Origin of the sequence: Thermanaerothrix solaris (assembly GCF_032334255.1) — a bacterium.
Classification (GTDB): domain Bacteria; phylum Chloroflexota; class Anaerolineae; order Anaerolineales; family Anaerolineaceae; genus Thermanaerothrix; species Thermanaerothrix solaris.
On record NZ_JAUHMF010000001.1, the window covers coordinates 1116589 to 1142189 of the forward strand.

The 25601-nt window shown below is 52.8% G+C and carries 26 protein-coding genes and 1 tRNA gene; 5 read left to right on the forward strand and 22 right to left on the reverse strand.

All coding sequences use genetic code 11. The annotated features are described in order from the left end of the window. Positions 1-3 precede the first annotated feature (3 nt). The 10 genes from cmr6 to QYE77_RS05060 form a co-directional block, all read right to left on the reverse strand. Positions 4-936 carry a type III-B CRISPR module RAMP protein Cmr6 gene (cmr6, locus tag QYE77_RS05015; RefSeq protein ID WP_315624282.1) on the reverse strand — a complete coding sequence of 311 codons (933 nt, stop codon included), beginning with the start codon at positions 934-936 and terminating at the stop codon, positions 4-6. Positions 937-939: 3 nt separating this feature from the next. Next, entirely contained in the window at positions 940-1320 is a 381-nt protein-coding gene (gene cmr5, locus QYE77_RS05020; protein WP_315624283.1) for a type III-B CRISPR module-associated protein Cmr5, read from the reverse strand. Between the two features lie 4 nt (positions 1321-1324). Further along, positions 1325-2230 carry a type III-B CRISPR module RAMP protein Cmr4 gene (gene cmr4, locus QYE77_RS05025; protein ID WP_315624284.1) on the reverse strand — a complete coding sequence of 302 codons (906 nt, stop codon included), beginning with the start codon at positions 2228-2230 and terminating at the stop codon, positions 1325-1327. A 29-nt stretch (positions 2231-2259) separates the two neighbouring features. Beyond that, positions 2260-3339 carry a type III-B CRISPR module-associated protein Cmr3 gene (gene cmr3, locus QYE77_RS05030; protein WP_315624285.1) on the reverse strand — a complete coding sequence of 360 codons (1080 nt, stop codon included), beginning with the start codon at positions 3337-3339 and terminating at the stop codon, positions 2260-2262. Then, positions 3336-5084, reverse strand: coding sequence for a type III-B CRISPR-associated protein Cas10/Cmr2 (cas10, locus tag QYE77_RS05035; RefSeq protein ID WP_315624286.1), 1749 nt, complete (start codon positions 5082-5084; stop codon positions 3336-3338). The genes cmr3 and cas10 overlap by 4 nt, the downstream gene beginning before the upstream one ends. After that, entirely contained in the window at positions 5081-6013 is a 933-nt protein-coding gene (cmr1, locus tag QYE77_RS05040; RefSeq protein ID WP_315624287.1) for a type III-B CRISPR module RAMP protein Cmr1, read from the reverse strand. Before cmr1 ends, cas10 begins: the two co-directional genes overlap by 4 nt. A gap of 97 nt (positions 6014-6110) precedes the next feature. Continuing rightward, entirely contained in the window at positions 6111-6995 is an 885-nt protein-coding gene (locus tag QYE77_RS05045; RefSeq protein ID WP_315624288.1) for a CRISPR-associated ring nuclease, read from the reverse strand. A 233-nt stretch (positions 6996-7228) separates the two neighbouring features. Further along, a tRNA-Lys gene (locus QYE77_RS05050) sits at positions 7229-7301 on the reverse strand. 51 nt (positions 7302-7352) lie between these two features. Next, positions 7353-8486, reverse strand: a complete 1134-nt coding sequence (locus QYE77_RS05055) for a Rossmann-fold NAD(P)-binding domain-containing protein (RefSeq protein ID WP_315624289.1) — start codon at positions 8484-8486, stop codon at positions 7353-7355. A gap of 27 nt (positions 8487-8513) precedes the next feature. After that, positions 8514-9635, reverse strand: coding sequence for a Rossmann-fold NAD(P)-binding domain-containing protein (locus QYE77_RS05060; protein ID WP_315624290.1), 1122 nt, complete (start codon positions 9633-9635; stop codon positions 8514-8516). Positions 9636-9778: 143 nt separating this feature from the next. Between QYE77_RS05060 and QYE77_RS05065 the strand changes: the two genes are divergently transcribed. Continuing rightward, positions 9779-10171, forward strand: a complete 393-nt coding sequence (locus QYE77_RS05065) for a hypothetical protein (RefSeq protein ID WP_315624291.1) — start codon at positions 9779-9781, stop codon at positions 10169-10171. Here QYE77_RS05065 and QYE77_RS05070 read toward each other — a convergent pair. From QYE77_RS05070 to QYE77_RS05125, 12 genes are read right to left on the reverse strand one after another with little or no spacing between them, the layout of a single operon-like run. After that, a complete protein-coding gene (locus QYE77_RS05070) occupies positions 10117-10932 on the reverse strand; it encodes a chemotaxis protein CheW (RefSeq protein WP_315624292.1) in 816 nt (271 codons plus the stop codon). The genes QYE77_RS05065 and QYE77_RS05070 overlap by 55 nt on opposite strands. Next, positions 10916-11728 carry a ParA family protein gene (locus QYE77_RS05075; RefSeq protein WP_315624293.1) on the reverse strand — a complete coding sequence of 271 codons (813 nt, stop codon included), beginning with the start codon at positions 11726-11728 and terminating at the stop codon, positions 10916-10918. The genes QYE77_RS05070 and QYE77_RS05075 overlap by 17 nt, the downstream gene beginning before the upstream one ends. A gap of 21 nt (positions 11729-11749) precedes the next feature. Further along, on the reverse strand, positions 11750-12265 hold the full coding sequence (locus QYE77_RS05080) for a chemotaxis protein CheX (protein WP_315624294.1): 516 nt from the start codon (positions 12263-12265) through the stop codon (positions 11750-11752). A gap of 21 nt (positions 12266-12286) precedes the next feature. Further along, on the reverse strand, positions 12287-12805 hold the full coding sequence (locus QYE77_RS05085; protein ID WP_315624295.1) for a chemotaxis protein CheX: 519 nt from the start codon (positions 12803-12805) through the stop codon (positions 12287-12289). 29 nt (positions 12806-12834) lie between these two features. Beyond that, complete coding sequence (locus tag QYE77_RS05090; protein ID WP_315624296.1) at positions 12835-13695, reverse strand: HDOD domain-containing protein; 861 nt, start codon at positions 13693-13695, stop codon at positions 12835-12837. After that, entirely contained in the window at positions 13692-14492 is an 801-nt protein-coding gene (locus tag QYE77_RS05095; protein WP_315624297.1) for a CheR family methyltransferase, read from the reverse strand. Before QYE77_RS05095 ends, QYE77_RS05090 begins: the two co-directional genes overlap by 4 nt. 5 nt (positions 14493-14497) lie before the next feature. Next, positions 14498-15598: a protein-glutamate methylesterase/protein-glutamine glutaminase gene (locus QYE77_RS05100; RefSeq protein ID WP_315624298.1), complete on the reverse strand. Its 1101-nt coding sequence runs from the start codon at positions 15596-15598 to the stop codon at positions 14498-14500. Positions 15599-15613: 15 nt separating this feature from the next. Further along, the gene (locus QYE77_RS05105; protein ID WP_315624299.1) at positions 15614-15970 is read right to left on the reverse strand and encodes a response regulator; all 357 of its coding nucleotides are present in this window, start codon (positions 15968-15970) and stop codon (positions 15614-15616) included. 33 nt (positions 15971-16003) lie between these two features. After that, a complete protein-coding gene (locus QYE77_RS05110; protein ID WP_315624300.1) occupies positions 16004-16489 on the reverse strand; it encodes a chemotaxis protein CheD in 486 nt (161 codons plus the stop codon). Beyond that, positions 16486-17115, reverse strand: coding sequence for a chemotaxis protein CheC (locus QYE77_RS05115; RefSeq protein WP_315624301.1), 630 nt, complete (start codon positions 17113-17115; stop codon positions 16486-16488). Before QYE77_RS05115 ends, QYE77_RS05110 begins: the two co-directional genes overlap by 4 nt. Continuing rightward, complete coding sequence (locus QYE77_RS05120) at positions 17097-19382, reverse strand: chemotaxis protein CheA (RefSeq protein ID WP_315624302.1); 2286 nt, start codon at positions 19380-19382, stop codon at positions 17097-17099. Before QYE77_RS05120 ends, QYE77_RS05115 begins: the two co-directional genes overlap by 19 nt. A 24-nt stretch (positions 19383-19406) precedes the next feature. Beyond that, the gene (locus QYE77_RS05125) at positions 19407-20048 is read right to left on the reverse strand and encodes a M23 family metallopeptidase (RefSeq protein ID WP_315624303.1); all 642 of its coding nucleotides are present in this window, start codon (positions 20046-20048) and stop codon (positions 19407-19409) included. 264 nt (positions 20049-20312) lie between these two features. Between QYE77_RS05125 and QYE77_RS05130 the strand changes: the two genes are divergently transcribed. The 4 genes from QYE77_RS05130 to QYE77_RS05145 all read left to right on the forward strand — a co-directional run bounded on the left by QYE77_RS05130 (position 20313) and on the right by QYE77_RS05145 (position 25600). Further along, positions 20313-21908 (forward strand): tetratricopeptide repeat protein, encoded by a 1596-nt coding sequence (locus tag QYE77_RS05130; protein ID WP_315624304.1) that lies wholly within the window; start codon positions 20313-20315, stop codon positions 21906-21908. A 163-nt stretch (positions 21909-22071) separates the two neighbouring features. Continuing rightward, positions 22072-23688 carry a hypothetical protein gene (locus QYE77_RS05135; protein WP_315624305.1) on the forward strand — a complete coding sequence of 539 codons (1617 nt, stop codon included), beginning with the start codon at positions 22072-22074 and terminating at the stop codon, positions 23686-23688. Beyond that, a complete protein-coding gene (locus tag QYE77_RS05140; RefSeq protein ID WP_315624306.1) occupies positions 23685-24779 on the forward strand; it encodes a glycosyltransferase in 1095 nt (364 codons plus the stop codon). Before QYE77_RS05135 ends, QYE77_RS05140 begins: the two co-directional genes overlap by 4 nt. Before the next feature lie 2 nt (positions 24780-24781). Next, entirely contained in the window at positions 24782-25600 is an 819-nt protein-coding gene (locus QYE77_RS05145; RefSeq protein WP_315624307.1) for a formylglycine-generating enzyme family protein, read from the forward strand. Position 25601: the final 1 nt, after the last annotated feature.

The window sequence follows — 25601 nt, forward strand, 5'->3', positions numbered from 1 at the left end:
ACCTCATTTGAAATAGCCATATCCTGCACTGGTCTTGGCTCCGGCGCCCAGGTCGCGCAAGCCGTTCTTCAGCCAGGTACAGGCTTGTTCCAATAGGTCCGCACGGGGGGCGCCGCGCCGCCACGCCACCGCAAAGGCAAATTCCTTATCTTTCGGCACCGCCAGAAAGGTGACGGGGTTGGGGTTGTGCCAGTCGCCGGGGGGTTCTTTGCCCTGATAGTAGGGAGCGTAGTGCGGGTTCATGATATCCATGTCTAACTGGAAGGCAGAAGTTGGCATAGCGTCAAAGAAGATCGCCCCACCCGCCTGGTCCAGCGTGCCAAACACCAGACGGATAGTCTTTGCCAGTTCCTTTGCCTCGGGCGAGGGCTTAAAACGCTCAAAGGCTTTGTCAAACTCCTTGTCTTCCTTAGAGAGCGTCTGGTCAAGGTCGTTCAATTTTCCTTCGCCCAGGGCTAAGAGCGCCGCCAGTTCAAACAACGCCCAGGTGCGGGCAATGCCCTTGACACTGCTGGCTGGCAGGTAAGGGAAGCCATAGCGATGAAAACTGAAACCAATCTCCAGCGCGGTCTTGCGTCCCAGCCCGGGGATGAAGCGCCAATCGGTCTTGAGGGTGAAGGTTTGGGCTTTGCAGGCTTCGGTCAATGCCTGCCAGCGTGCATACACTGCCTTGAGCGCGGCTGAGTCGGGGACGCTCTGGGCTATCTTCAGCGCTTGCGCGCGCCATGCCGACTTTTCTCTGGGATTGGCCTGGCTCATATCCGGCGCAAAGCGCTCGAAGATCAGCCCGGGGTTGCTGACCGAGGAGATACTCTTGAAGACTGCCACCACCTCTTTTGGCAACGGATACTTCCATGCAGACGAGGAAGCAGGGGCGCTCCCTCCGCCGGAGCGGTTGGAGGGAGTGCCATGCTTTTTAGGGCTATTTGGGCTCATAGGTCACTCCTGTTGAGCATCAGGCAATTCGGCCTCAGCGAAACGTTTGTACCAGTTCAGGTAGGCCAGGGCTTCCGCCGTCGCCTGGCGGTACTGCAAACTGGTCGCCGTGGTAGCAATCCATTCCAGCAGGTCGCGGTTATCGTCAATCTGCAACTGATTTTTCAGCCAACCCGAAAGCGCATCGTACAGCGGCACTTCCTTTTTGGCTTTCCAAAATGCCAGGGTTTGCCCCAAGCCATTGCTTTGAATGCTGGCAGGAGCGCTACGAGCTAGGCTCTTTAACTCTTTATCTTTCTTCCCTTTGGCTTTAGTCACTTCCTCGTAAGCATGACTGGCACGTTCCTGCTCCAGCAACCGTTGTTTGGATACTGTCTCCGTCATGGCATTACCCTCCGTACACTTTCACTGCCACCCAACCCTGACCGGTGGTCTCATCGCCACCCAACTGAATGTGTCCGCCCTGCAGGAAGTCAAATTCCTTGAGGACGTCATCGGCGCTTTTGTTATCTTTGCCGTTGCGCACATCCATCGCCATCAATGGGGCGTAGAGCAAACTATCGGCAGGCAGGCTCTCTGCCGTCCACAGCGCCCCTTCGGCAACGGTTTTCTTGTCGGGGTCAATGCGGATGTGCGTCTGCACCTCCGTGCCGTAGAGGCAGAAATCGCGGAATGCGTCTTCATGCAGAATGCACAGGCGCGCGGGCAGAGTGTCGCGCCAGTACTGGAAAGCCTCCCCCTTGGGCAAGGCATTCTCTGCCAGCCACTTCGCAATGGCATCCACTTCGGCTTTCGGTCGGGCATCGAAACTGAATTCTTCCAGTACCACTTTCCCCTGTGCCGACACCTGCGGTTTACTGCCCACCCAGGCAGTATTCGTATCGGGCATTCCCTGGGGCAATGTCCATGGGATAGATTGCCCTACCAGATCGGCAGCGCGGCGGAAGGACTCCAGCGCATGCAGGCTGGTCACCCAGGCAAATACGCCTGCCAGCGAGCGCACTGGGAAGAGCAGAATGCGGGCATCCCCGACAGAAACAGCCCCGGCCCAGTTCTCACCGTCCGCACCGGCTTTGCCAAACACAGCTTCCACCTGGGGGGAATCATCCTGCAGATTGTGGGCTTGGCGATACTCCGCCCGCAGAGCGCCTTTCAGGCTGGAAGCCTGCACCATGGGGTATTGGGTCACCCGTTCGCGCTGGATGGGCAAATCCACATTGGCGCTGGCGCGCCCGGCACCCACGTGCAGAGGTGTTTCGACATAGAAGAAGAGCAAACGTCTGGCCTTAAACATGTTTTTTCCTCCCAAAACTCAAATGATCTTTATGCTGATTCCGGTGTCCACGCAGCAACTATCACCTGCCCAAAGCCCAAGGCAGCCCCGTCCTCGGTGATGGTTTGCTGAGATAACTGCACTCCTCCCGCATGGGAGAAGTAATACACACTGCCCGCAGGCACGAACCGCCGCCCGGGTTTCTGCCTACGATTAAGCAGGTCATACCCGCCCAGGGTTTGATAGCGCGAGAGCGCCACGGCTTCCAGCCTCACTTCGCCAGTGAAGAAAGACTGCCAGGAAGCCGGCTTCCATCCCTGCGAGAAGTACGCCGGGGTGGCAAAGTACACCTTGAAGAAGCGCGGCAGTTCGCCGGTGTATCCCCACGAAAATGGGGTAATCTCTCCTTCTTTCAGGATGGTGTAGCGCAGGGCACGTCCTTCACCGCCCGCACGCATCACCCCTTGAGGTGGAAAGTCGGGATAGCCCTCAAGAATCTCCACCACCAGCCCGGCATCCTCATAAAGACGGATGAACGCCACTTCGTAGAGCATTCCTTTGGCGGTGGAAAGACGCTGGGAGTCGATCTGAATGCCTAGGCGCCACTCGGTGACGTACAGGTCGGCGGCTTTGACGGGGGTAACCTCCTTTCCCTGTTCCAGGTACTCCAGCAAGGCTTTCTCACTGAGGTATTCGCCCGGGGCGCTTTTGGTGACGATTTTGTTAGGTCTCTCCAGCAGATACGGCAAAATTTCGTTTCCCCATACACATCCACCAGGATTCTTCGCCACCTTCATGGGAACAACCCGCTCAGCTTTCTTATCTGCCGGGTAAGCATCTGCCGGGGTGGGGAAGCAGCGCACCACCCTGTCATTTTCACGCCGGGCAAGGAAAGGGCCACGCAGGCGCAATCCTTTGGGATTGGCTGAATCGCCGACCAATTCGCGAATGGCTTGCGGATCGTTCAATGAAATATTCTTGTGGGCAAGGTAATGCGAGCGCAGCACCCCCTGCATCACCGAGGGAGGCGGCGGGAAGAGACTGCGCGCCTCATGATCGCTCCCAGCGCTAAAGGGACGCCCATCGCGAAAGAGCAGGACATCTTCGGCTTGCATGAACAGGATGCTCATTCTGCACCTCCCGAAGCGAGGAAGCGGGCAATGATCAGCCAGCGGGCAATTTCGCCCATTGCAGATGCTCCGATTTTTTCCTCAATGGCTTTGTGCCATTCGGTAAGCGTCTTCAGCAATTCACGTTTGCGATCCTCTGAGACCTTCTCACCCGTGTGGCGACTGAAGAGATAGCGCACCACGCTAGTGATAGCTTCTGACTTCAAGCCCTGGAGCGTTTCAGTTTCGCGCGCCAGCGCATAGGGGAAAACTGCGGAAACGTCGTCGTTTTGGAAAGCGCGTACCCACTTGCTCACATTCCTAATATTCTCCCAAGGGCTATGAGCCGTGAGCGCCTCACCGCCGCGTCTGGCGAGCGTCACGCACACTATGCCCTTGTTGCCCAGGTCATCCTTTTTGCCCGCGTCCTTAGCGCTCCTTTCTGCCTGACGCAGAAGATTCAGCACCCGCCCAAGCGGGGTAAGATGATGAGCAATCACCACTCCCACCGAGGCGGTTGCCAGAATGTTCAAACCCTGGCCCACAATGTTCTGATACTCCTCTGCCAACTGACGGACAAGTTCCAGCCCTTTTTCGCGAGACACCAGTAAGAGCACGTCATCCCCGCCGTTGTAGATAAGGAAACCACCCGCCTCCGGCTTCACAATTTCCTGCACCTTTTTGGAGAAATCAGCAAGGTTCTGGCTGAAACAGCGGTGTTTTTCCTCTGCCTTCTCCTTATCCTCTAAAAGATGGTCAATCTTAGCACCCACGCCATCGCCGTCAAATTGGATCAACATGTAGTAAGGCGAGGGGGATTTTTGGGTTTTCTTGATAAGGTCTTTGAGCAAGTCCCGCAACCGTCGAAGCGTAGCCTCATCCACCTCCACGCCGTAACTATCCTTTATGCGCTGGCGGGTGAGTGTCTCCTCGAAGAACAGATCGCCGTCGTAAGGGAAAATCTCATCGCTTCTACGAGCCTGGTAGAGCGGTAATTTCTCTAACTCTTCGCGGTAGCGCCTTAACTCATCCGGGGCTTTCTGTTTCGCTTCCTGATAAAAATCCCACGCCGCCACTGTACTGGTGGAAGGAAATTCACGCTCCGCACCTTCCCAGAAACGTTTGACCAGGGCGATGCTATCGAGCAGTTCGCATCCACCGGGGCGCACTTTCGAGGGCAAAATATGCTGCTTTTTCGACATGGCTTCCCAGTACTCGCGTGCAGTCTTATACCTTTGTGTACGCAGGGCGGCACGCGCGCCGCTCAAGGAGTCCTTCTCGCCCTCTTCTTCGCACTGGTCGAAGAGACGACTGCGCTTGGCACGCTCCAGCAGGTCACGGGCGGTCTCATAAGCCCGGGCATAGTTCTTAGTTTCCGGCGCTACCGCCCAGAAGATTTGCCAGGGCGGCGCCTCAACAATTTGGCGCTTCCAAATGCGCTCCCAATGGTCATCCTCTTCAAGACGGGCTTTCTTGCGAGCCGCTTCGGCAATGGCCTGCCATTCTTCCAGTAGGGCTCGCTTCGCATTCTGGGCAATCTCCTGTGCCTGCTCGACGGGAATGCGGGCGACCAGTACATTAGGGGTATCATGCTTTTGCAGATCCGCAGGGTAAATCAGCGTTCCTGCTGACTTAATTGCCTCACCGGCTGCCCAAGCCAGTCGCGAGAGGATGGCACTACCGTTGAACAGGTCCTCACTGCGCCGTGCCTCGGCAATAAAGGACTGCACCGGTGAAAAGGTGAAAATCAACACGGCGTTTGTCATAGATCCCACCCCTTTATTTCAATCCTTTGCCCACCAAAAGACTGAAGCACGTCCTGCACCTTTTGATAATCATGCTTGCCAGAAATCAGGCGAGAAGGCAAGACGGTTAACAACAGATGATAGGCTTGGGCAGCATAGAGAATGTTCACCCAGAGGGGAGAACCCTGCCGGGGCTGAATACCACCCAAATGGTCAATTTTAGGTATTTTGTGCATCACTTTCACCATTGCCTCATCCGGTGTCTTTGCCCAATTCTTCACAAAACGGACCTCGGCATCCTGAGCCATACATGGATATTGGGTTGGCGAAGATGGCAAAGATGGAACCACTGTAACGCCATATTTTTGTGCCAGTTCTTTCCCTCTCTTCAATGCTGAGCGAATAATGATACTCACCCACTCCTGGACTTTATCTGGATCATTAGGAAAAACAGGGATCAACGAAGGGTCTGTACTGTTTACAACCCGCAAACTCCCCGCTCCTCTCCTGGAACGCAATCCCAAACCTCCCAACCAGATGGCAAGATTGAACGCCATACAGGCATTCACCCACACCAGAGGATCTACCAGGCGTGTGGTATCCAAAATAACCTCAAACTGCTGTTTTGGATTGAAAGCGCGGCGTCTCCCTGAAGGTATTTTGTGGGGCAGAATGGGGTACATATCGGATACACAAGGCACTTGCCGTACTCTAACGGCAACGGGCGAACCATACTCCGCATCCCCAAATACCTCACGCTCTAACTTCCTCAACCCATCCAGGTTGCTATCTCCAATCACCCCGCCAAGGGCAGCGCGGAACCAGTAGCGCATGGCGCCGCGAAATGCCGGCGGACGCAGTTCCGGCTCGCCTCGTGGATCAGCGCCCCCCAGAAAGAGCGGGGTCACCGTTTCTAATTGCACCGTAACCTGTTGTTTCCAGTCGGCCATATTCTCTCCTTTCTTGCGCACAACCCGGCTTCAAAATTACATCCGTCACTTCAGCCTGTCATCACAAGGATCTCCTATTTTGAATGGGAATTTCTTCCTATGTATCCCCTTTGGAAAACAAAGGAGCAAATTCGGCAATGAACGCCGCACGGCTTGCCCCCGCTTTCCCAGAATAGGCGCCGCGCCAATCATCAAAGGCGCGGTAGATACGCGTTAATTGATTGGCAACGGTATGCTCGCTTTTTCCCAATCGTCGGGCAATTGCGGCATTATCTAATCCTTCACGCACCAGCAATTCCGCCACCTCGCGCAGGCCCGGCGTCAGGCAATGCTCCCAGAACTCCCGTCGCCGACGCATGACCTCCCACAGGGTGAACTCCCGCTGACGGCGCAGGGCTTCCCAGGGGTCGTCCACCTCAGACAGCAGGACTTGCACTGTAGCCGCATCCCCCCAGCGCACCACCGGCACTGGTACGACCTGGAAGCGATCCGATGGTGAAGGATGCATGCGCTTCTCGCTCCCAGACCAATGCACATCTGAGATCATATGCCAGGCCCGATCATGTTCGCCAAAGAGCAACTGGGCTGCCACCATGGCATAAACAGCCATAGTTTTGCGTCCCCCGATTAGGCTTAGGTGCACGATCTGACCCGCCTGACGCGCTCGGCGGATCGCCCGGTAGATGGCGCGCAGAAAGGCCCAAGCGTCCTGTTCTGAAGCCAAATCACGAATCGGACCCACCTCGCCACGAATCACCTCACGACGATAACAAAGACCAGGATAAGTGGCTGACGATTCAAGTTCAGCATCTAGTTTTTCCAGCGCGGGCTTTACAACGTCGCTTTGGGTGTGTAGGACAAGTATCTCTCGGATCGGATACCCATGTGCCAACAACCAATCTAGCAACCATGTCACGCCCTGAGGCTCTGTGCCGAGTGTGGCGATTAGGATTTCCTGTGTAACCTTCTTCTCACTGGACATCTCGCATCTTTTCCCGTCCCCCAGTAATACCGATCGTCCTTCCATCTTGTGTTCATTTTACTTATCCTCAACACCAGTGTCAATTCATTTGGCGGTGAAACAAACAGAAAACAAACCACAAGAGAGGAGAATGACACCCCATGAAACTCCTTTAACCTAGCAGTTGAAAAACTTACTCTTAAACAAATTTGGAGACCCGCATGGTCTCCAATGCGCAAAATAATAGTCTTTAGTGAGCGTGCAGGGACTCGAACCCTGAACCAATGGCTTAAAAGGCCACTGCTCTGCCTGTTGAGCTACACGCCCTGTTTGCAATCCAAATTCTATCACGGCTGGACACGGGCGTCAACGCTATTTTTACGCCATATCCCCAGCTGCCTGCAACCATCCATCTAGTGTAGCCCGATACAACGCGCGTTCAAAATACCCTCCGTGCGGTGAGAGCCCCTCATACCCCTTCTCAACTAATACTTCTAATAGGGGTTGTAGTTGCTTGGCATAATGTCGCATGCAAGCCTCAGGATGAATCCCCGGCCACGAGTAGCACGTCACCGTCACCCGCCGGTGTTCCGTGGATATATCCTCCGGAATAGTTAGAGACCAATCCGGATCCTCAGGGTAAAACACATACTTATCTAAATTCCCTTGCGGGATGCCTTCTATTCCCCTCACTACCGGGGGATTCGCCTGCGGCAAATAGGGGTCAACCGCTAAATCCACCACCACTGCATGCTCAGGCAACCATCCAATCCATGCATTTGGAATCACCGGACGACTGGTATCACGGCGCTGGGTGGCGTCCACCAACATATCCACCATTCCCATCAGATAACGCATCTGCTCAGGTTTGTGGGTAATATTTCGCCCCACCACCCACGCCACCGCGCCGGGGCCCCCAGCACGAATATGCTCCTCATTACGCTCTACATTTCCCAACTTGGTAGCCGCCTCAACCGCATGCTTTCCAACCGCTCCTGCACCTAAAATAAGAACCGCAATCGGCTGATCCCCGGGCTTTTTCAGCCCAGGCCACCGTTTCTCCAACTCATCAAACGCTACCTCCAAACCATTCCAAGCCACAGCCCGCATATTCTCAACCAAGCGCTCATTGTTATCGTCCACAATGCTGTCCATCGAAATCGCACGGATGCCTAAATCGCGCAAGAGTTTCACCCGATTGGGACGGGTCGGATAGTGAAGCATTGATAGTAGAATACTACCGCGTCGCAAGAGAGAGAACTCCTCTTCTTTTGGCGAACGTAGAACGATGACCAAATCCTGCTGAAAGGCTTCTTCGCGGCTACCACGCACAACGTTGATATGCCCTTGCTGATAATCATCAAACGTGAACCCTGAGCGCGAGCCATAACCATCCTCAAGTACCACTTTCAAACCCATATCCGCCAGGAATTGGATGAATTCAGGCAAAAATACACGTCGCTCACCAGCTTCTTTGCGCATCCGCGGAAACCCAACACTGTGAATTCTCATAACCTCATCCTCCTCAAAAACCCAGAATCATGTCCACCGCGATAGCATAGCCCGCGCAATCGCTCGTTCGAAGAATGTCCCCTCAGGATGAATAGAACGCACACCTCCGGCTTGAATTAATGTGCGAAGAATGGGTGCCAATTGTTTACCGTAGATGTCCATGCATTCGAGGGGGGTCAAACCCGGCCAGGAATAGCACGAAACCACATGCCGCCGATTTCTTGCATTCACACACGCAGGCAAGCGATCAAACGCCGGATCATCCGGAGCAAAGACATACTGGTCCAAATTGCCATGAGGGATACCCTCAATGGCTTTTACGCTGGGTTGTTCTCCCTCGCATTCATAAGGATCCACAGAAAGGTCGAGTATCACCGCATGGAGAGGCAAGAAAGCCAACCACTCATTAGGTACTACCGGTTTCGAGGGGTCTGGACGCTGGGTGGCATCCACCAAAACATCTGTTTTTCTTAATAACTCAATCATGACCGCTTGATGAGAGGTAAGATCATAATCCAACACCGTTGCTTGAACACCCAGCACCCCTGCGTTTGCTATTCGTCGCCAGTAACTTTCATCCCCGTAGCGTACCGCTGCGGGTAATACGTGCATCCCCACCATGCCTGCGCCTAACACGCTCACGTAAATAGGTGGACGACGCGGATGCTCAAAGCCGGGTGGATCGGGATAAATCCGACGTAAGACTTCAAATGCTGTGCGTACGCCATTCCAAGCAACCATGCGCAGGTTTTCAACCAGGCGTCGCCCGGTATCATCCTTGAGCGAATCCAACGAGATCGCTTCAAGCCCACGTTCACGTAAAAACTTTACTCGACCTGGGCGAGTAGGATAGTGGATCATTGAAATCAAACACGCGCCCGGACGCATCCAACGCAAAAAACTCTCCTGGGGATAACGCAGCACCAAAACATAATCCTGCGCATAAACCGTTTCCAAATCGGCAAAGCGAACCTGGGGCGCAACTTTGAGATAATCGGCTTCTTTCAGTCCCATCCCCGACCCATAACCATGCTCCAACACCACCTCGCCACCCCAACGCTCAATGTGTGCCACGAGATCCGGCAGAAATGCGCGCACCTCGCCCTTTTCGGCATGCATGCTGGGTAGACCAAATGTCAGTCGCTTCATTCCTTTTTACCTCTCAAACGATAATCCAGAAATAGTGTATCAAGAGATGCTGGGAGTTCCAAATCTGTCGCACCTTGAATTTTGCTTTATCTATGCTAAACTGAAACGTGAATGAAGATTTTTCAGCCGCGAGGAATATCCCTGTGGAAAAGCGTCCCTCCCGTCTTCGTCTCATCCTCGAAATTCTTTTTGTGGTGTTCCTCTGCCTCATAACGGCCTGGGTGCTTTACAACCTGGGCGTTTTCACGCCCCCCTCTACAGAGCGACATGCCACGCTTGTGGTCCGCGCATCAGGTGGATTCGCACAAATTGATTATCGCGTTGGGGAAAAGATCATTTACAAACAACACTCTGTTTCGACCCCCTGGAAACTGGAAACAATTTTCTCCCAAGGGGACGAGGTTTACCTGACTGCCGCCAACCCTTCCGGTTACGGCGATTTGGAATGTCAGATTATCCTTGAAGGGCGAACCTGGAAATCTCAGCGGGTAGAGTTTCCTGCGGATAAAGTCGCCTGTGCCGGCCTCGTCCCATAAAAACCCTTGCCAATCCCTCGGGATCCAACAGTCTGGAGTAGCGGATCCAAATCCAACAAAAGCACTAGGTGGTCCTCGAGGCGTGCCACCCCGCGGAAATAAGCGGCATGGACCGAACGGGTCATCGGTGGGGGTGGTTCAATTAGGCTCGCGGGAACTTGACGCACGGAATCAACTCGATCTACAACCAATCCTGCCAATCCCAATGAACTGCGCACCACAATAATGCGGGTCTCATTGTCATCCGCTGTCTGTAAGCGTCCTAATCGCAGATTTAGATCAATCACCGGTAAAACAGCGCCCCGCAAATTTGTCACACCGCGGATAAAGTTTGGGATTTTGGGCACACGAGTAATCGGCTGCATCTTGATGATGGCCTCAACCTTTTCCACCGGCACCCCATACATCCCATCCCCAAGGCCGAAAACGACCAACTGCTCATCCGACGGAAATGCAGACAATTCATCGTCAGATTTAATTTCCGGTTTCTTTGCCTCAGGCGGCTTGGGGCTTTCCTCTACCGTGGATGGTTGTGGGGCTTTTCCACCATCGGCAGATTCCAGATCCTGAGGATTTAATGCAGATGAAATTGGGTTGCCCTGAGAGACTACTTCGCTTTCCTTGACCTGGCCTGAAGTTATCTCCTCGACTTGATCGGTGCGGGGAGAAACCAGCACCTCAGTCCCCACAACCGCTGGCTCCTTTGCCCCCGTGGAGAAAAGTTGCTCAATTGCCCGACTTAATTTATCGCGTCGCCGCATGGATGCCCCTCCCATTCCGGTTTTCAAAAAACGCCATTATTTCCTGCGCCAACTGCCGATATTGTTGAGCCGCGCGTGACTTGGGAGCGTAGCACACAATTGGTTCACCCGCCACAGCCGCCTCACGCAAACGTGTATCCAACCCGATCACCGTCCGCCACAGACGATCTCCAAACGAACCCTGCAAGCGTTCCAACATCACACGACTGATCCCATTACGGCGATCAAACATCACACATAATAACGAATACTCCAAAATGAGGTTCGTGTGCTCTTTGATCGTTTCAATCGTTGTGATCAGTTGCATCAATCCCCAAGCCGCTAAGTAGTCCGCGGTAACCGGGATCACCACATGATGCGCGGCGGTTAGTGCCATCACAGTCAATGGGCCCAGTGAGGGTGAACAATCAATTAACACATAGTCGTAATCGGATGCAACACCTTTTAACAGATTATGCAACCCAAATTCATAACGGGCTATTCCAGGAAGTTGGCGCTCAAGTGCTGCTAGTTCCGGATCGCCCGAAACCAAAGCCAATCCATGAGGGTGAAGACCAAGGGGCATAAAAGACCGATGATCACTATGCTCTTTCAATCCCCACGTTAACCACGCCACAATCCCCCCTTCATCTGGTGGTTCTCGAACCCCGACGCTCACACTTAGATTCATTTGTGGATCCAGGTCAATTAATAAAACCCGCTGTCCCTGCTCAGCCAGAGAGGCCCCCAGCGAAAGACAGGTGGTCGTTTTGGCAACCCCACCCTTCTGATTGACAATGGCCAATATGCAGCTCATCACACTTGCTCCCTTTTAATCTCAAACCTGTGGGCGTGGCGGAGTGGGTAATTGACCACTGTGCACCACACCACCCCGCCCTTCACGCAAGGCCAGATGGATGGTAACTTGCCCACGCTCAAATTCAAGTGGAACGATTAAGCGCGGGAAATCAAGGGTAGAAATACGCGCCCCATTTCCCAATAGGAGTGTAGGGGGCGAAATCACCGATTCAAAGCCTGCTTGCGCCAATTTAACACTGGCCCGTCCGGTAATGACATTTCCCAATTCGGCGATCGCGCTTTGAGCAAGTTGATCCAGCGTTTCCACTTCGCTTCCCATCATTGGTGATACCAAAGCCAGCGCGGTCGGTTGACTCATCGAATAAAATACAGTGCCTTCAACCTGTCCAACCAGGGAGAGAATCACCGTTAAATCCTCAGTCACATAGACGCTTTTCTCCAACCCCAAATCACCGCGACGCAAGTTATAGCCCGTTTCTGCTTTTAGGACTTCGAAAGCCGATTCCACAAAAGGATTTAGGAATTTAACGTTCATGTTTTCCTTCCTCTCCGAGTGTCACGAACCTGTTCCATTGACAGCAAGCGGCACAAAATTGCTACCCTTCATATCCGGTGGGCTTTCACGTACCGCCAAATGTACAACCAGATCACCCAGTGAGGTTTGCAAGGGAACCACCAGGCGCGGAAAATCGAGGGTGGAGATCTGCACACCTTGCCCCGAGATTAGAGTAGGGGGTGAAATGTTCGTCCGGTATCCCGCCTCTGCCAACTTAATCGTGGCTCGACCAGTAATGACATTGCCCAATTCGGCAATACCACTTTGAGCCAGGTTATCGAACTCTCGAAATTCCTGTCCCATCATCAGCGAGACGAACTTAAGTGCCGTCTCATACGAGAGGCCATACAGCACCACTCCCTGCAACTCATCCACCAGGCTAATTAACACGGTAACGTCATCTGTGGTCAAGGCGGATTTATGCAAGGAAAGAGGGCCACGGGTAGTGCTTACGTTCATTTCGGCCATTAACACTTCATTTGCGGCTTCGACGAAAGGATTGAGAAAATTAACATTCATGACCCGGATCCCTTTCTGTAATGATGAAATCAGCCCCGACGCATTAAGCCGATATAGTGCTCGGCTTCCTCAATCAAAGCACTTACGCGCGGGAGCATGTAGTCGAAAAAACCTTCATCTAAACCCAAGACTTGAAAAGCGCGCAAATCCAATTGATACTGAAGTCCATCGCGCCCTAGACCGATTCCAAACATCATCATGGCGGCATCGGCAACGTGCACCGCAGCCGCCAACACGATCCCATCGCCTGCCAAACTAGGCCGATGGTGAAACGCAATCGCCTCAGGCAAGGGAGAAGGTAAGTTCCAGCGCCGTGCTAATTCACCGCCTAGCGTGGCGTGATCCACACCAAAGTAATGGCGTTCCAGATAGTCGAATGGTATCTGTTGCCAGGACCCTTCAAAAGGATCGAGGGTACGCAATAGAACCTCAAATGCCAACTTTCCAATATCGCACAACAACCCAGCATGATACGCCTCTTCGGCAACCTGCGGCCCTAAATGCTGGGCAGCCAGGCGCGCCCCACCCGCCACCCCCACTGCATGCTTCCACAATTCTCCCCGGTCTAGACGATATCCTGGCACTGGTCGGTCCATCAGGGCTGCTACTGAAGCCGTTAATATCAGGCTCTGAACCGCATTCTGACCCAGGTATGCCACGGCCTGGTGAACTGTCTTGATCGGTTGAATTGGGCTATAGTAGGCTGAGTTTGCCCAGCGTAAAATCAGACTGGCCATGGATTGATCCAATGCCAACACATTGGCTACTTCAGCCAGATTGGACTTGGGATTACGGATCAGTTCCAGTGCTTTATTGACCGCTTGAGATAGCGGCGGTAAGTCACCAATACGGCGTAATAAAACCTCAAGATTGAAACGGGGCGAGGTCATAGACCCTTCTTCATGTAAAACGAAATCTGAAAACTACTGAAGCCATAGACGTGAGGATGAGGAATGATTTCTGTCCCTCCCAGGAACAAAAATCCTCCCGGGCGCAGCGCCTGATAGAACTTGCGGTAGAGTTTTTCTTTGGCCTCATTGGTGAAGTAAATAACTACATTGCGGCATACGATGAGATCAAAATCCCCTTCGAAGGGATCATCCAACAGATTCTGTTCTCGAAATACAATCTTCTGGGTTAGGCTCTCACGGACGTAGTAAGGCGGCCCCCCAACCTCGAAATAGGTTTGGAATTGCAGGGGAGATACGTGGCGCACCTCTTCCGCCAGATATGGGCCTCGAGCCTGGGCTTTCCGCAACGCTCCGCGGTCGAGGTCTGTGGCCAGGATATAAGGCACCGGTCGAACCGCCAACTCATCACATAGCATTGCCAACGAATAAGCCTCCTGACCGGTAGAACAACCCGCACTCCAAATACGCAATTGCCGACGGTTATTTAGGCGTTGTTCTTGAATTAACCGCGGTAAGACGTGAGAACGTAAAAGTTGCCATCGCTCAGGATCACGGAAGAATTCACTCACATTAATCGTGAGATAATCCCGAAGACGTTGCCGTTCCTGTTCATCGCGCCGTACCCAGGCAAAATATTCCTCCCATGAAGACTTATTAGAACGCACCAACCACGAATCCAGACGGCGGCGCATCTGCTCGTCCTTATAATACGAGAGGTCAATTCCAAGCAGACTTTTGATGGAGGCCTTGACGCGTTCGTACTCCACTAACTCCATCGTTCTTAATCCCTCCAACCACCGTTGAATTGACGCACCAAATGCTCAATCTTTGCCGCCATTGCCGATAAAGGCAACACAGCATTTGCGGCTCGTGCCTCAACCACGCTCCGTGGCATTCCCCACACCACCGCCGTGGTCTCATCTTCAGCAATCACATACCCACCTGCCGCATGAATCAACGCTGCACCGTTGGCGCCATCATTACCCATGCCCGTCAAAATGACCGCCAGAGTTCGGGAGGCAAAATGCTGGGCCACCGAAAGTAACGTCACGTCCACTGCCGGGCGTACGCCATGCACGGGGGGATTTTGATTGAGTTGTACCGTTCCTTGAGCATCCAACGTGAGATGGAAACCGCCCGGTGCAACCAGCCCCAAACCCACTTCCAACCGATCCCCAGGTGCAGCCTCCTTGATCCTAAATGCGGAAAGGCTATCCAGACGGTGTGCTAACGAGCGGGTAAAGCCTGCCGGCATGTGTTGAACAATCAGCATCGCTGCGTTGAGATTTTGGGGCAAAGCCGGGATTAGGGTACTTAATGCCCGAGGACCTCCGGTTGAGGCACCGATCACGATGAGCACATCACTTTCCTGCCATGGGCGAGTTAATTTGCTGGATACCCGATCGAGAATTTCCTCTGACCCTGGTGTTGACCAATCCGTCTGCACCAGCGCCCGTGCTTTAACCTGGGCCGCCCGGCGAATCTTTTGGACAACCTCGTCCATGACAACTTGAATATTCGCCTTGCTATCCGGTTTAGCCACAAAATCCACCGCCCCAAGCGTCAATGCCCGTACGGTCTCCTGAGCCCCTTCTTTGGTCAGGCTACTGAGCATGATCACCGGACGGGGCTGGATGCGCATGATCTCCTGTAAGGTGCTCAAACCATCCAGGCGTGGCATTTCAACATCCAAAGTGATGACCTGCGGATTCAGGCGGGAGATCATGTCCAGGGCCTCTTCACCATCTCGCGCCGTTCCAACCACTTGGATGTCCGGAACATCGTTCAAATAGCGGGTAATGGTAAAGCGCATGTAGGCAGAATCATCCACCACCAACACGCGTATTGGCCCGTTCACATCCGCAGTCATCCCTGTTGCCATAAGTCGGCTCCGCGATTACCCCAGTAACTTTTGTAAGGCGCTTAACACGCGTTCCTGGTTAAAGGGCTTTACCACAAAATCACGTGCTCCTGATTTCACGGCTTCCAAGACCACCGATTCCTGCCCCAATGCCGTCAGCATAACGACCTTGGCTTGGGGATCATAAGCGCGAATATTCTTAAGTGCAGTTAGGCCATCCATCTCTGGCATAGTAATATCCATCAGCACCACATCCGGGCGTTCGGCTTTGTATTTCTCAACCGCCACCGCGCCGTTTTCGGCCTCAATGACCTGATAGCCCTCTGCAACCAACATCTTAGAGATGCGCACCCGCAAAAATTCGGCATCATCTACCACAAGCACTGTTGCCATAGTTACTCCTTTCGATTGCAAAGAATGACAAGACTAAAGTGTTTGTTCAACGCCTCCGATCTGACGTACCACCAACTTGCCCGATTCCACATACAACTTGACCGTTCGCCCCACGTTGCCACCCACTTCCGCACCTGCCACCTTCAGATTTAACATTTCCAAAACTCGGTAAGCGGCCTGGACGTTGCGGGTTCCAATTTCGAAGGTGTGCGAAAGCGCCGAACTGAGCAACATATTGGCGCCTCCCACAAGTTTCACAATAAAGTAACGTCGCTGACCACCTGCGGCTTCCATTGCCTCCACCAGCGCTTGAATGCCGCTGTCCACATACTTATAAGGGTTATCCTGATGACCATTGCCGTTGAGGGGTAAAACGGCATGTAGTAAACCCGCTAAACGGCTGACCGGATCGTAGATGGCAACCCCCAAACACGACCCTAATCCATACGCCACCAGGACCTCTCGTGGGTCATTGCTCACAACTGCTTCACCCAATCCAACGCTTAGTATCTGGCTCATAACGATAGAGAAGTTCCCTGCCAATGAAACACACGCAACGTTGCGGGGTCTGGGACAACCCAAAAATCCGCATTCACCGTGCGTTGACCACAGGTAAAACCCGCCCGGATAACCAGCAAATGTTCACCAAAGCCTCCCGTTGTGGCCACAACCACATCTACAATAGCGCCCAGCATGTCTACAATTACAGCGGGTGGCGTCGGACGAGCCTCTTGTCCGGTCAATTCAGCAACCCGATTGATAAAAAATGTGGCAGTTAAGTTACCCACTTCAGCCAACGCAGAGCGTTCCAATCGGTCTAGCGTCTTGGTAGTACCGGTGGGCAACTCCATAACCATGTCGACAAGTTCCAACGCTTTGCTCAACGGAATGACCAACATGATCTGGCACGCCAGACTGCCTTCAGTGCGCAGATAAATGCCCACCGCCTCATCTTCTGGAGAGCCGAAGATTTCGGGTAGCCGCGAAACCGGCACGAGCAAAGCCTGAGGGCGACTCATTGTAAGTGCTCCCCCGACCATACCCGAGAAGCCGCGCGCCGCATGGGCCACACCTTCATCCGCAATTCGGCGCATGGCATTCAACAATTGCTCATCAAATGGGGTCTTTAGTTGGGATTCCGCCATATCGCTACACCCTCCAAGGCGATGTTGTCCAGGGAAGATTCCACCATGCTGAGCAATCCAGCCACGTCTACAATTAGGCTAACCCGACCATCCCCCAAAATGGCAGCGCTCGCGATACCTGGCACCTCGCCGATCACCCCACCTAGCGATTTAACCACGACCTCTTCTTCACCGATCAAATCATCAATGATCAGCCCTGCGCTACGCTGATTAGCACGCACCACCACCACATGCTCGTATCCGTCCGGCTTTGAATGCGAGGAAAAATCGAATACCTCGCGCAAGCGCAGCAACGGCAAAACCTGATCACGCAACACGAAAACCGGACGTTGGTTAACCGTATGAATCTCGCGAGGGGTAATGCGTAAGACCTCGGTGACTGCGGTGAGCGGAAGCGCAAATACGGTATCTTCCACCCGCACCAGTAAGGTCGGCACAATGGCCAGGGTAAGGGGAAGGATGATCTGAAAACATGTTCCACGCCCCGGAGTTGTTTCAACCAATATCGAGCCATTGATGCGTTCGATGTTGTTGCGCACAATATCCATACCCACCCCACGGCCGGAGATTTCGGTTACCTGTTTCGCCGTGGAAAGACCCGAGGCAAAGATCAAATCTATGGCCTTTTCTCGTGGTAGGGCAACGGCTTCACTTTCTCTCAAAAGACCTTTTTGCACCGCCGCACTTTTTAGGCGCTCGACATCAATCCCGCGCCCATCATCCTCCACCGTCAGCACAATCCGACCCTGTTCATGCCGCGCGGTCAAAGTTACCCGACCCTGAGGGGATTTACCTGCCCTTACCCGTTCCTCCGGCGGCTCAATACCATGATCAATCGCGTTGCGTATCAAGTGGATGAGCGGATCATGAATTTCGTCTATTACCGAACGATCCAGTTCAGTGTCTTCCCCATGTATGATTAATTCAACCTCTTTGTTGGCTTTGCGCGCCAGATCACGCACCATGCGGGGAAATTTATTGAACACGCTGGATATAGGCACCATTCGAATGCGCATCACTTCTTCTTGCAACTGATCCGTGATGCGGCTCAGGTGCATGATGGTATCCGCCAACACTGTGACCTGTTCGTGCCCTTGAAAAGTTGCTTGTAGTTGATTGCGGATCTGGAAAAGCCGGTTTCTATCGGTAATCAATTCACCAATTAGATTCATAAGAGCATCCAGGCGTTCCACGCTGGTGCGCACGGTTTTATCTGCGCTACTCTCGCGCATGCGTTGTTCGGTGATGGCCGATTTCATCGCCGCCAGAGCGCGCTGATGCTCTTGTAAGAGATCGGCAAGCGCGCGGTCTAAAGTGGCTCGCGAGATATATCCCATCTCGACAAGCAGATTTCCCAGCAGAGTTCCCTGGGGACGGCGCTTTTGCTCCTCTAATGCCCGTTGTAACTGCCCAGCAGTGATTAATCCTTGCTGAACCAAGTAATCCCCCAATCGTGCCGGCTCTTCAATCTCCAAGTCACTCCCATCATCCTTCAGCAGTTCCTGAGTGCCGGCTGTAGCAGATACTTCCTCCTTACTCTTTTCATCAAGAACGTCGATCCATTCCAATTCACTAATCTGCGCTAATCGGCGTTTGACTTCTGCAACCGGAACCGTTGTGCGTACCTTGACCTCTATCTGCGATACCGGAGCCGCGGTTTCAATTTGCGCTTGCGTAGGTTGTGATTCGAGCACTTCACCGAGTTCCTGCAGGGCCAGCAGAACCTGTAATGCTCTGGCTGCTGAGGCTATACTCTGGGGCGAGATCTCCACCCGCACCTTAATCGTTCCGTTTGCGGTGGTGGGGGATTCGGTTTCTACTGAAGCAGGACGAATCGGCTCTGGCCGGGGAGATATAATCTGTTCCCCTGGCGCGGGCTGCACTTGTGCTAAAAATTGTTGCACCAACAGAGCAGTGTCTATAGGACTTGGCTCCAATGAAACCACCTCATCCCGCAGTGCCCGCAACGCATCAACCCCTTGCAAGCACAGGTCTATCAACGTCGGGGTAACATGAAGCGTGTGCTTGCGTAGGGCATCAAAGACGGTTTCCAACGCATGGGTTAAGTCCACCAAACGCCGATGGCCTATCAATCCTGCTGAGCCCTTTAGCGTGTGCGCAGCCCGAAAAAGCGCCTGGATCAGGGCTTCATCGCCTTCGTCTCGCTCAAGGCGCACCAGCCCCTCATCGAGAATCTGGAGATGCTCGTCCGTCTCGGCTAGAAAAATGGGCAATTCATCTGCGCTCAGGTCAAACTGGAGACTCATTGATAATCCATTGCCTCGTTTTCGTCAGGTTTGCGAACGAAAAGTCCATAACTCATCAGGGTGAACAGGCATGCCTTGCTGCCGCACCTCGTAATGCAAATGTGGTCCGGTAGAATTGCCAGTATTCCCCGAAAGGCCGATCACCTCACCAGCTTCTACCCACTGCCCAACCTGCACCGGAATCTCAGATAGATGGGCATAATACGTGCGCCATGGACCGTTTTCCACAATGACCAAATTTCCATATCCCTGGTTATTCCAACCCGCGTAAACAACGCGCCCACTGATTGTGGTTTTGACCGGTGTTCCTACTGGCACGGCAATATCAATACCGCGATGATGGGCATGGAATTCTTGCGTCAAACGCCCCTGAACAGGCCAGGGTTGAGATGAAGTAACCTCCCCGCCACTTTCGGCGACCAAGCCTTCCTCCACACCCTCGTCGGCTAAATTTTGGCGGATCACCGTTTCCAGCAAGGTGCTCCACAATAGCGTCCCTGACAAATCGGCTGAGTTGTTCGTGGACGGCGTTGAGAGCGAGGTTATCAGCCAGGCTTGCAGAATTTGGGCAAATTCTCCCTCGTTCTTCATGTCAGGACGAGTTGATTCGCCCACAGCGGGTTGTAATAAACGCTGAAGCAATAACGGGAGCAAGTCATTGACCATGGCATTCCCATTTTAGCCAGCGCCTCGCCAATCTGCCATAAATCCTTAATAAAACTCAGCCCACAAGCGGATATAAGCGACATAAAAAACCGGCCGTTCTGTTAATACTGGTTTTCCCCTGAGCGGTTTTATGTCCAGCCCAACCGATCCGGAACTCTTCATGAGGAATTTACGCTCTTTTCAACCCCTATTTATGGGTTCATAAAGGCGACCCCCCTATAATCCAAGTAGGTCGTTTCATCCCTTCTCGGTTAGGACCTTGTTATGAGCGAAGTAGCGCTGGTGGATACCTGGTTAAGCCAAGCCGAAGAGGCTCTTCAAGCGGAAAATTGGCCTGAAGCCCTTGAAGCGTTGCAAAAAGTTCAAACCATTGATCCCGATAACCCGGCGATTTTATCTATTTTGGGCACCTGTTTCTTGCACCTGGGAATGATCGAAGAAGCCCGGGAAACCCTAGAAACGCTTGTCCAACGCCAACCCGATTCCGCCGAAGCCTATAACAACCTTGGGGTAGCCTTGCTCATGGATAACGATCCCCACAACGCGCGGTTGGCATTCGAAAAAGCACTCGCATTAGAAAGTACGAACAAGGTAGCCCAAAAGCATCTAGCACTAGCCTGTCTACAATGCCAAGATTTCTCCCACGCAGCCCAGATTCTGGAAAATCTAATTACAACATCTGATGAAGTTGAGTTAAGGCTCTGGTTGGGACATTGTTATGCCGGTTTAGGCAGGCCGAACCTGGCACGCGAGCTTTATCATCAGGTGCTTCAACGCCAACCCGACCATCCTCAAGCCCAAGATGCATTACACGCCCTTGATCGCATTGCTCAGCCAGAACAACCCAAACCGCAAATCGCTCGCACAACTACCCCAATCTTTCGAACCATTCTTTTCTGCGGAAGCGGCGAGGTCTCCGATTTTCGTTTACATCTGCCGGCGCGATGGCTCAAACAGGTTGGGTATCACACCAGATTCATCCTCTACCCCCAACCCAAGGATATTGAATCTGCGGATGTTGTTATTTTCCTACGCCCTCACATTCGCCGCGAGAGCATGCAAGCCCTGGCAGAGTGCGTGCGCAAGGGAAAAACCATCATTGTAGATATTGATGACGACTTCCACAATATTCCTGTGCATCACCCCGGTTATTATCATTGTGGGCCGGGAAACCCCAACATATTGCGCGCCCTTGAATTGGCCATCGGCGCCGCCGCTGTACTTGTCGTATCTACTCCGACACTTGCTGAAAGGTATGGGCACCTCGCCCATCGCGTTCAAGTAATTCCTAACGGCTGGGATGACGAAAACCCCAATTGGGAGCAACCCGCACCTCCCCACACTGGGATTAACGTCGGGTGGGCAGGAACAGCCACCCACCGTGAAGATATCCTATTGGTTCGCAATGAACTTCTACACTTCCTGCGTTCGTATCCCGAAGTGAAACTTTTTATTGGCGGCGACCCACAGATTTTTGAGTTGTTCAAACCGCTTCCCGAACGTCAGAAGGTCTTTCTGCCTTTCCGTCTCCCCAATGAATATCCGTTAATGCTGGCGAACTTCGATATCTTGCTTGCTCCACTGGCTAACAACCGCTTCAATCAGGCCAAATCCGATATCAAACTCGTGGAGGCCGGAGCACGTCGTTTGCCCTGGGTAGCCTCACCTCTTCCCGCATACCAGACCTGGGGCGTGGGTGGCATTTTTGCCGAGACACCTTCATCCTGGGGAGACGCCCTCAGCACCCTCGTTCGGGATTCTCAATTACGCCAGCAACTGGGAGCGGCGGGGAGAAAGAAAAGTGAGGCACGCAATCGGGAGGTGATAAGCCTTTGGAGCAATCTATTGGGAACGCTATAAGTTTGGTCAATGCCCTTTAGCCCACTTTTACGTGGCTTTCATCACCCTTTTATACATTTTTATCGTCGCCGGTTTTATCTTAAAGTAAATCATTTGGTGCGGATATTTAGAAATGCAAACCGGTTTTAACTCTACGCCCAGTCCACTAAAGATCCAAAAGAGTATGGTTCGCGCTTATTTAAGTGCGAATCGTCTTGAAGAGGGAGTAAGCTTACTAGCGGAAATTCTCAACCGATATCCGGATGACTGGGAATCCTTAATCATTTTGGGAGATTTGTACTTAGCCGCCGAGGAAATGGAGATAGCCTATCACCTCTACCAACAGGCAGAGAAGATAATTCCTCATAATCCCGAAATTTTACGCCGTTTACAACTTATTCAAGAAGAATCACTGCCTACGTCACCCCGTATAGAATCTCCCCTTCATCCGGAGGCGTTACAACGGTTACTCTATCGCCTAACAGGCCAGTCCATAAGGCTGGGTGATGATTTAACCCAAAAGGCTGCCGATTTACTTCAAACTGTGCTTCACAGCCGACAACCGGCCCAAGCCGTTGCTGAGAACCTGGACGAAATCGAACGACTTATTCCAGCCCTGATCGAATTAAACCTGAAACAGGCCCGTCAGGAAGGCAAAATCGAACTGGCTAACGCGCTTGAAGGATTGCGTCAAAATGTGGAGTCTCTGAATCACACCGTTCAGACCCCAGACCCCATAGACAATCAGGGTACTATCTTACTGCTTGCCCCTGAGAATGCCCCGTCCCAAGAACGCGCCTGGGTCATTAAAGCCGCTCTCGAGGCAGGTGGTTTTCAGGTTACTTTCAATGGCGTGGTGTCTGCAGAAAGTTTGGAGCACACCGAGGCAATCGTTGCCATCAACCCCTACATCTCAAGCAGTCTTATGGCCAATCTGGCCCTTTGTGCCGGGGCGAAACGCCCCATTGTGCTCGATTTGACCAATAATGCAGAACAACTTCCGCTCAAACACCCTTATTACCCCATTTTAGGTCTGGGCACGCTCGAAACAGCCCGTGCCTACCATGCCAGCCTATGGTTGGCAGATGTGATTACAGTCACAACCGAAAATCATGCCCTCGCGTTAGAGGGTTACGGGCGGCGGGTTGAAATCATGCCCGATGGATGGACCGAACAAAACCCAATGTGGAGAAAGAAGTCTCCACCCCGCTCCACCATTAATCTGGGGTGGGTAGGTTTCTGCTCAGAGGTCGAGGATCTGCTGATTATCCGCCGCATCATCCTGAGGGTGTTGCGCGAGTTTCCCCAGACTCGTCTGGTGCTGGTGGATAATCCCGAGGCTTATGCTCTATTTGGAAGTCTCCCGCCTGAAAGATTACTCTACCTTCCGGCGACGTCTGCCGATGACTTTCCCTACCAATTGGGATTAATAGACATTTTACTCATTCCCCATCGCAATATTCCTTATAATCAATCACTTTCTGAGCGCTTATTGATACATGCTGGCGTCAAAGGCATTCCCTGGGTGGCTTCACCCCTGCCCGCTTTTCGAGAATGGGGTGCGGGTGGATTTACGGCCTCTTCCCCAGAAGAGTGGCACACCTACTTGCGGCAATTAATCGTAGATGCCGACGTGCGCCGACAACTGGGCCGGGCTGGGAATACCCAAGCCGCTTTGCGAGAGAGCCGTCACCTCGCCACCTTATGGAAAGCCTTGCTAAAGAAATTGCGTTTCCCTCTTTCCTCGACCGAGGCGGTTATTCCCACTTCGGCAAATCTCGTTATACCAGGACGAGCATGAAAATCGTATATGTCGTTTCAGACTCACCTGAGGAGTGGAATTCTGCAGAATGGCGCTGCGCCATCCCCGCCCGCGCCATTCAGTCCACCAGACAGCACCAAGCTACACTCATTCGTATTGACCATTTTGCCTACCATACACCAGAAGCCATGGCGGCTTGCACTGAGGCCGATATTATCGTTATTCAACGGAATGCCTTCGGGCCGGTCTTACAGGCGATGCAATACTGGAAAGCCCGAGATAAAACTATTATCCTGGATTTTGACGACGCATACCACCTAATGCCACCCCAGGTTCGGAATTACACCTTCTGGATAGAAGGTCGTATTGTTCAGAATGGCCCAGATGGCAAACCATTCTCAACCGTCATTCAACCCCCGCCCTTGACGCAATTTCAATGGGGCTTGCAACTTGCCCATGCTGCAACAACCCCTTCCCGCCTACTAGCCGCGGATTGGCGGGCCCACGCAGCAGTGCACTACCTGCCTAATTACCTCGACTTACCCCGCTACTTAAATCTCAAACCTCTTCCGCACGAACGGATTGTCATCGGCTGGGGAGGCAGTTTATCGCATCTTCAATCCTTCACTGAAAGTGGGATCATTAAGGCTTTACGTCGCATTTGTATCCGCCGCCCACAGGTGCAGATTCTCATCTGCGGAGACGAACGCGTATTCCACGCCCTTGACGTTCCCGAATCTCAGAAACGTTTTCAACCCTGGACAGCACCAGAAAACTGGCCGCAATATTTGGCAATGTTCGATATCGGCATTGCCCCCCTCCACGGAGCTTATGACCAGCGCCGCTCCTGGATTAAAGTTTTGGAATATATGATTATGAAAATCCCTTGGGTTGCAAGTCAAGGTGCCCCTTATGAGGAACTCAAAGATTTTGGCTCCCTGGTACGCAATGACCCGTACGCTTGGGAAGAAGCCCTAATAGAGTTGATAGATCACTTGGATCTTTATAAAGAACGCGCCGCACAGGAACCCTACTTGTTTGCTTTGGGTCAAAGCGTTCAGGAAAATGTCGGCGCGATTTTGAGTACCTATGCGCAAATTCGCCAATCCACATTTCCCACACAGGTTTAGCGATGGCCAAGAATACCCGCCCGTCCTTCTTGACGCGTAGTAAAAGTTATCAAATCCGTAACTTTCGCATGATCCGGATTCCGGAAGGCCCTTTCACTATGGGATTGAGTGATGAGCAGGTTCTATTCCTCTTGCGTAGTGAGGACTGGGCTGAGGAATGGCAAGAGTGGTACGACAACGATTTATTTATGGTAGAACAACCTCAACATATCGTTTATGTTCCGGAGTTTTACATTGCGCAATATCCGGTCACCAATGCCGATTATTTTGCCTTTGTCTGGCGAACCGGGTATCGTATGCCACGCACCTGGAACGGTTTCTATTATCCTGACGGGACGGATGATCATCCGGTGACGGGCGTTTCGCGCCATGATGTGTTAGCCTACATTGAATGGTTAAACCAGGAAACCGGAATGAAGTATCGCTTGCCAACCGAAGCCGAATGGGAGAAAGCCGCGCGCGGCGACATGGACGCTCGGATCTATCCCTGGGGCGACGAATTCGGTCTCTGGCGTTGCAACACCAAGGAAGGGGGTAAATTGTCCACAACACCCGTTGGAAGTTATTCCCCTTCCGGTGATAGTCCTTATGGGGTTGCCGACATGGTGGGGAATGTTTGGGAATGGACCAGCAGTCTCTTCCGGCCTTATCCTTACTCAGCCACTGATGGACGTGAGATCCCTAATGATAGTGAAAAATATGTGGTCCGCGGTGGCTCATGGTATTACAGCCGCAAATTAGCACGGTGCACGGTGCGTGAAGGGGTTATTGCAACCTACACCTCCCCCGCCCTGGGGTTTCGATTAGCACTTTCACCATGAT

Bases quoted from the DNA above. Each gene is read 5' to 3' on its own strand.
- cmr6 (WP_315624282.1), bottom strand. From the start codon at position 936: ATGAGCCCAAATAGCCCTAAAAAGCATGGCACTCCCTCCAACCGCTCC.
- cmr5 (WP_315624283.1), bottom strand. From the start codon at position 1,320: ATGACGGAGACAGTATCCAAACAACGGTTGCTGGAGCAGGAACGTGCC.
- cmr4 (WP_315624284.1), bottom strand. From the start codon at position 2,230: ATGTTTAAGGCCAGACGTTTGCTCTTCTTCTATGTCGAAACACCTCTG.
- cmr3 (WP_315624285.1), bottom strand. From the start codon at position 3,339: ATGAGCATCCTGTTCATGCAAGCCGAAGATGTCCTGCTCTTTCGCGAT.
- cas10 (WP_315624286.1), bottom strand. From the start codon at position 5,084: ATGACAAACGCCGTGTTGATTTTCACCTTTTCACCGGTGCAGTCCTTT.
- cmr1 (WP_315624287.1), bottom strand. From the start codon at position 6,013: ATGGCCGACTGGAAACAACAGGTTACGGTGCAATTAGAAACGGTGACC.
- QYE77_RS05045 (WP_315624288.1), bottom strand. From the start codon at position 6,995: ATGTCCAGTGAGAAGAAGGTTACACAGGAAATCCTAATCGCCACACTC.
- QYE77_RS05055 (WP_315624289.1), bottom strand. From the start codon at position 8,486: ATGAGAATTCACAGTGTTGGGTTTCCGCGGATGCGCAAAGAAGCTGGT.
- QYE77_RS05060 (WP_315624290.1), bottom strand. From the start codon at position 9,635: ATGAAGCGACTGACATTTGGTCTACCCAGCATGCATGCCGAAAAGGGC.
- QYE77_RS05070 (WP_315624292.1), bottom strand. From the start codon at position 10,932: ATGCGGCGACGCGATAAATTAAGTCGGGCAATTGAGCAACTTTTCTCC.
- QYE77_RS05075 (WP_315624293.1), bottom strand. From the start codon at position 11,728: ATGAGCTGCATATTGGCCATTGTCAATCAGAAGGGTGGGGTTGCCAAA.
- QYE77_RS05080 (WP_315624294.1), bottom strand. From the start codon at position 12,265: ATGAACGTTAAATTCCTAAATCCTTTTGTGGAATCGGCTTTCGAAGTC.
- QYE77_RS05085 (WP_315624295.1), bottom strand. From the start codon at position 12,805: ATGAATGTTAATTTTCTCAATCCTTTCGTCGAAGCCGCAAATGAAGTG.
- QYE77_RS05090 (WP_315624296.1), bottom strand. From the start codon at position 13,695: ATGACCTCGCCCCGTTTCAATCTTGAGGTTTTATTACGCCGTATTGGT.
- QYE77_RS05095 (WP_315624297.1), bottom strand. From the start codon at position 14,492: ATGGAGTTAGTGGAGTACGAACGCGTCAAGGCCTCCATCAAAAGTCTG.
- QYE77_RS05100 (WP_315624298.1), bottom strand. From the start codon at position 15,598: ATGGCAACAGGGATGACTGCGGATGTGAACGGGCCAATACGCGTGTTG.
- QYE77_RS05105 (WP_315624299.1), bottom strand. From the start codon at position 15,970: ATGGCAACAGTGCTTGTGGTAGATGATGCCGAATTTTTGCGGGTGCGC.
- QYE77_RS05110 (WP_315624300.1), bottom strand. From the start codon at position 16,489: ATGAGCCAGATACTAAGCGTTGGATTGGGTGAAGCAGTTGTGAGCAAT.
- QYE77_RS05115 (WP_315624301.1), bottom strand. From the start codon at position 17,115: ATGGCGGAATCCCAACTAAAGACCCCATTTGATGAGCAATTGTTGAAT.
- QYE77_RS05120 (WP_315624302.1), bottom strand. From the start codon at position 19,382: ATGAGTCTCCAGTTTGACCTGAGCGCAGATGAATTGCCCATTTTTCTA.
- QYE77_RS05125 (WP_315624303.1), bottom strand. From the start codon at position 20,048: ATGGTCAATGACTTGCTCCCGTTATTGCTTCAGCGTTTATTACAACCC.
- QYE77_RS05130 (WP_315624304.1), top strand. From the start codon at position 20,313: ATGAGCGAAGTAGCGCTGGTGGATACCTGGTTAAGCCAAGCCGAAGAG.
- QYE77_RS05135 (WP_315624305.1), top strand. From the start codon at position 22,072: ATGGTTCGCGCTTATTTAAGTGCGAATCGTCTTGAAGAGGGAGTAAGC.
- QYE77_RS05140 (WP_315624306.1), top strand. From the start codon at position 23,685: ATGAAAATCGTATATGTCGTTTCAGACTCACCTGAGGAGTGGAATTCT.
- QYE77_RS05145 (WP_315624307.1), top strand. From the start codon at position 24,782: ATGGCCAAGAATACCCGCCCGTCCTTCTTGACGCGTAGTAAAAGTTAT.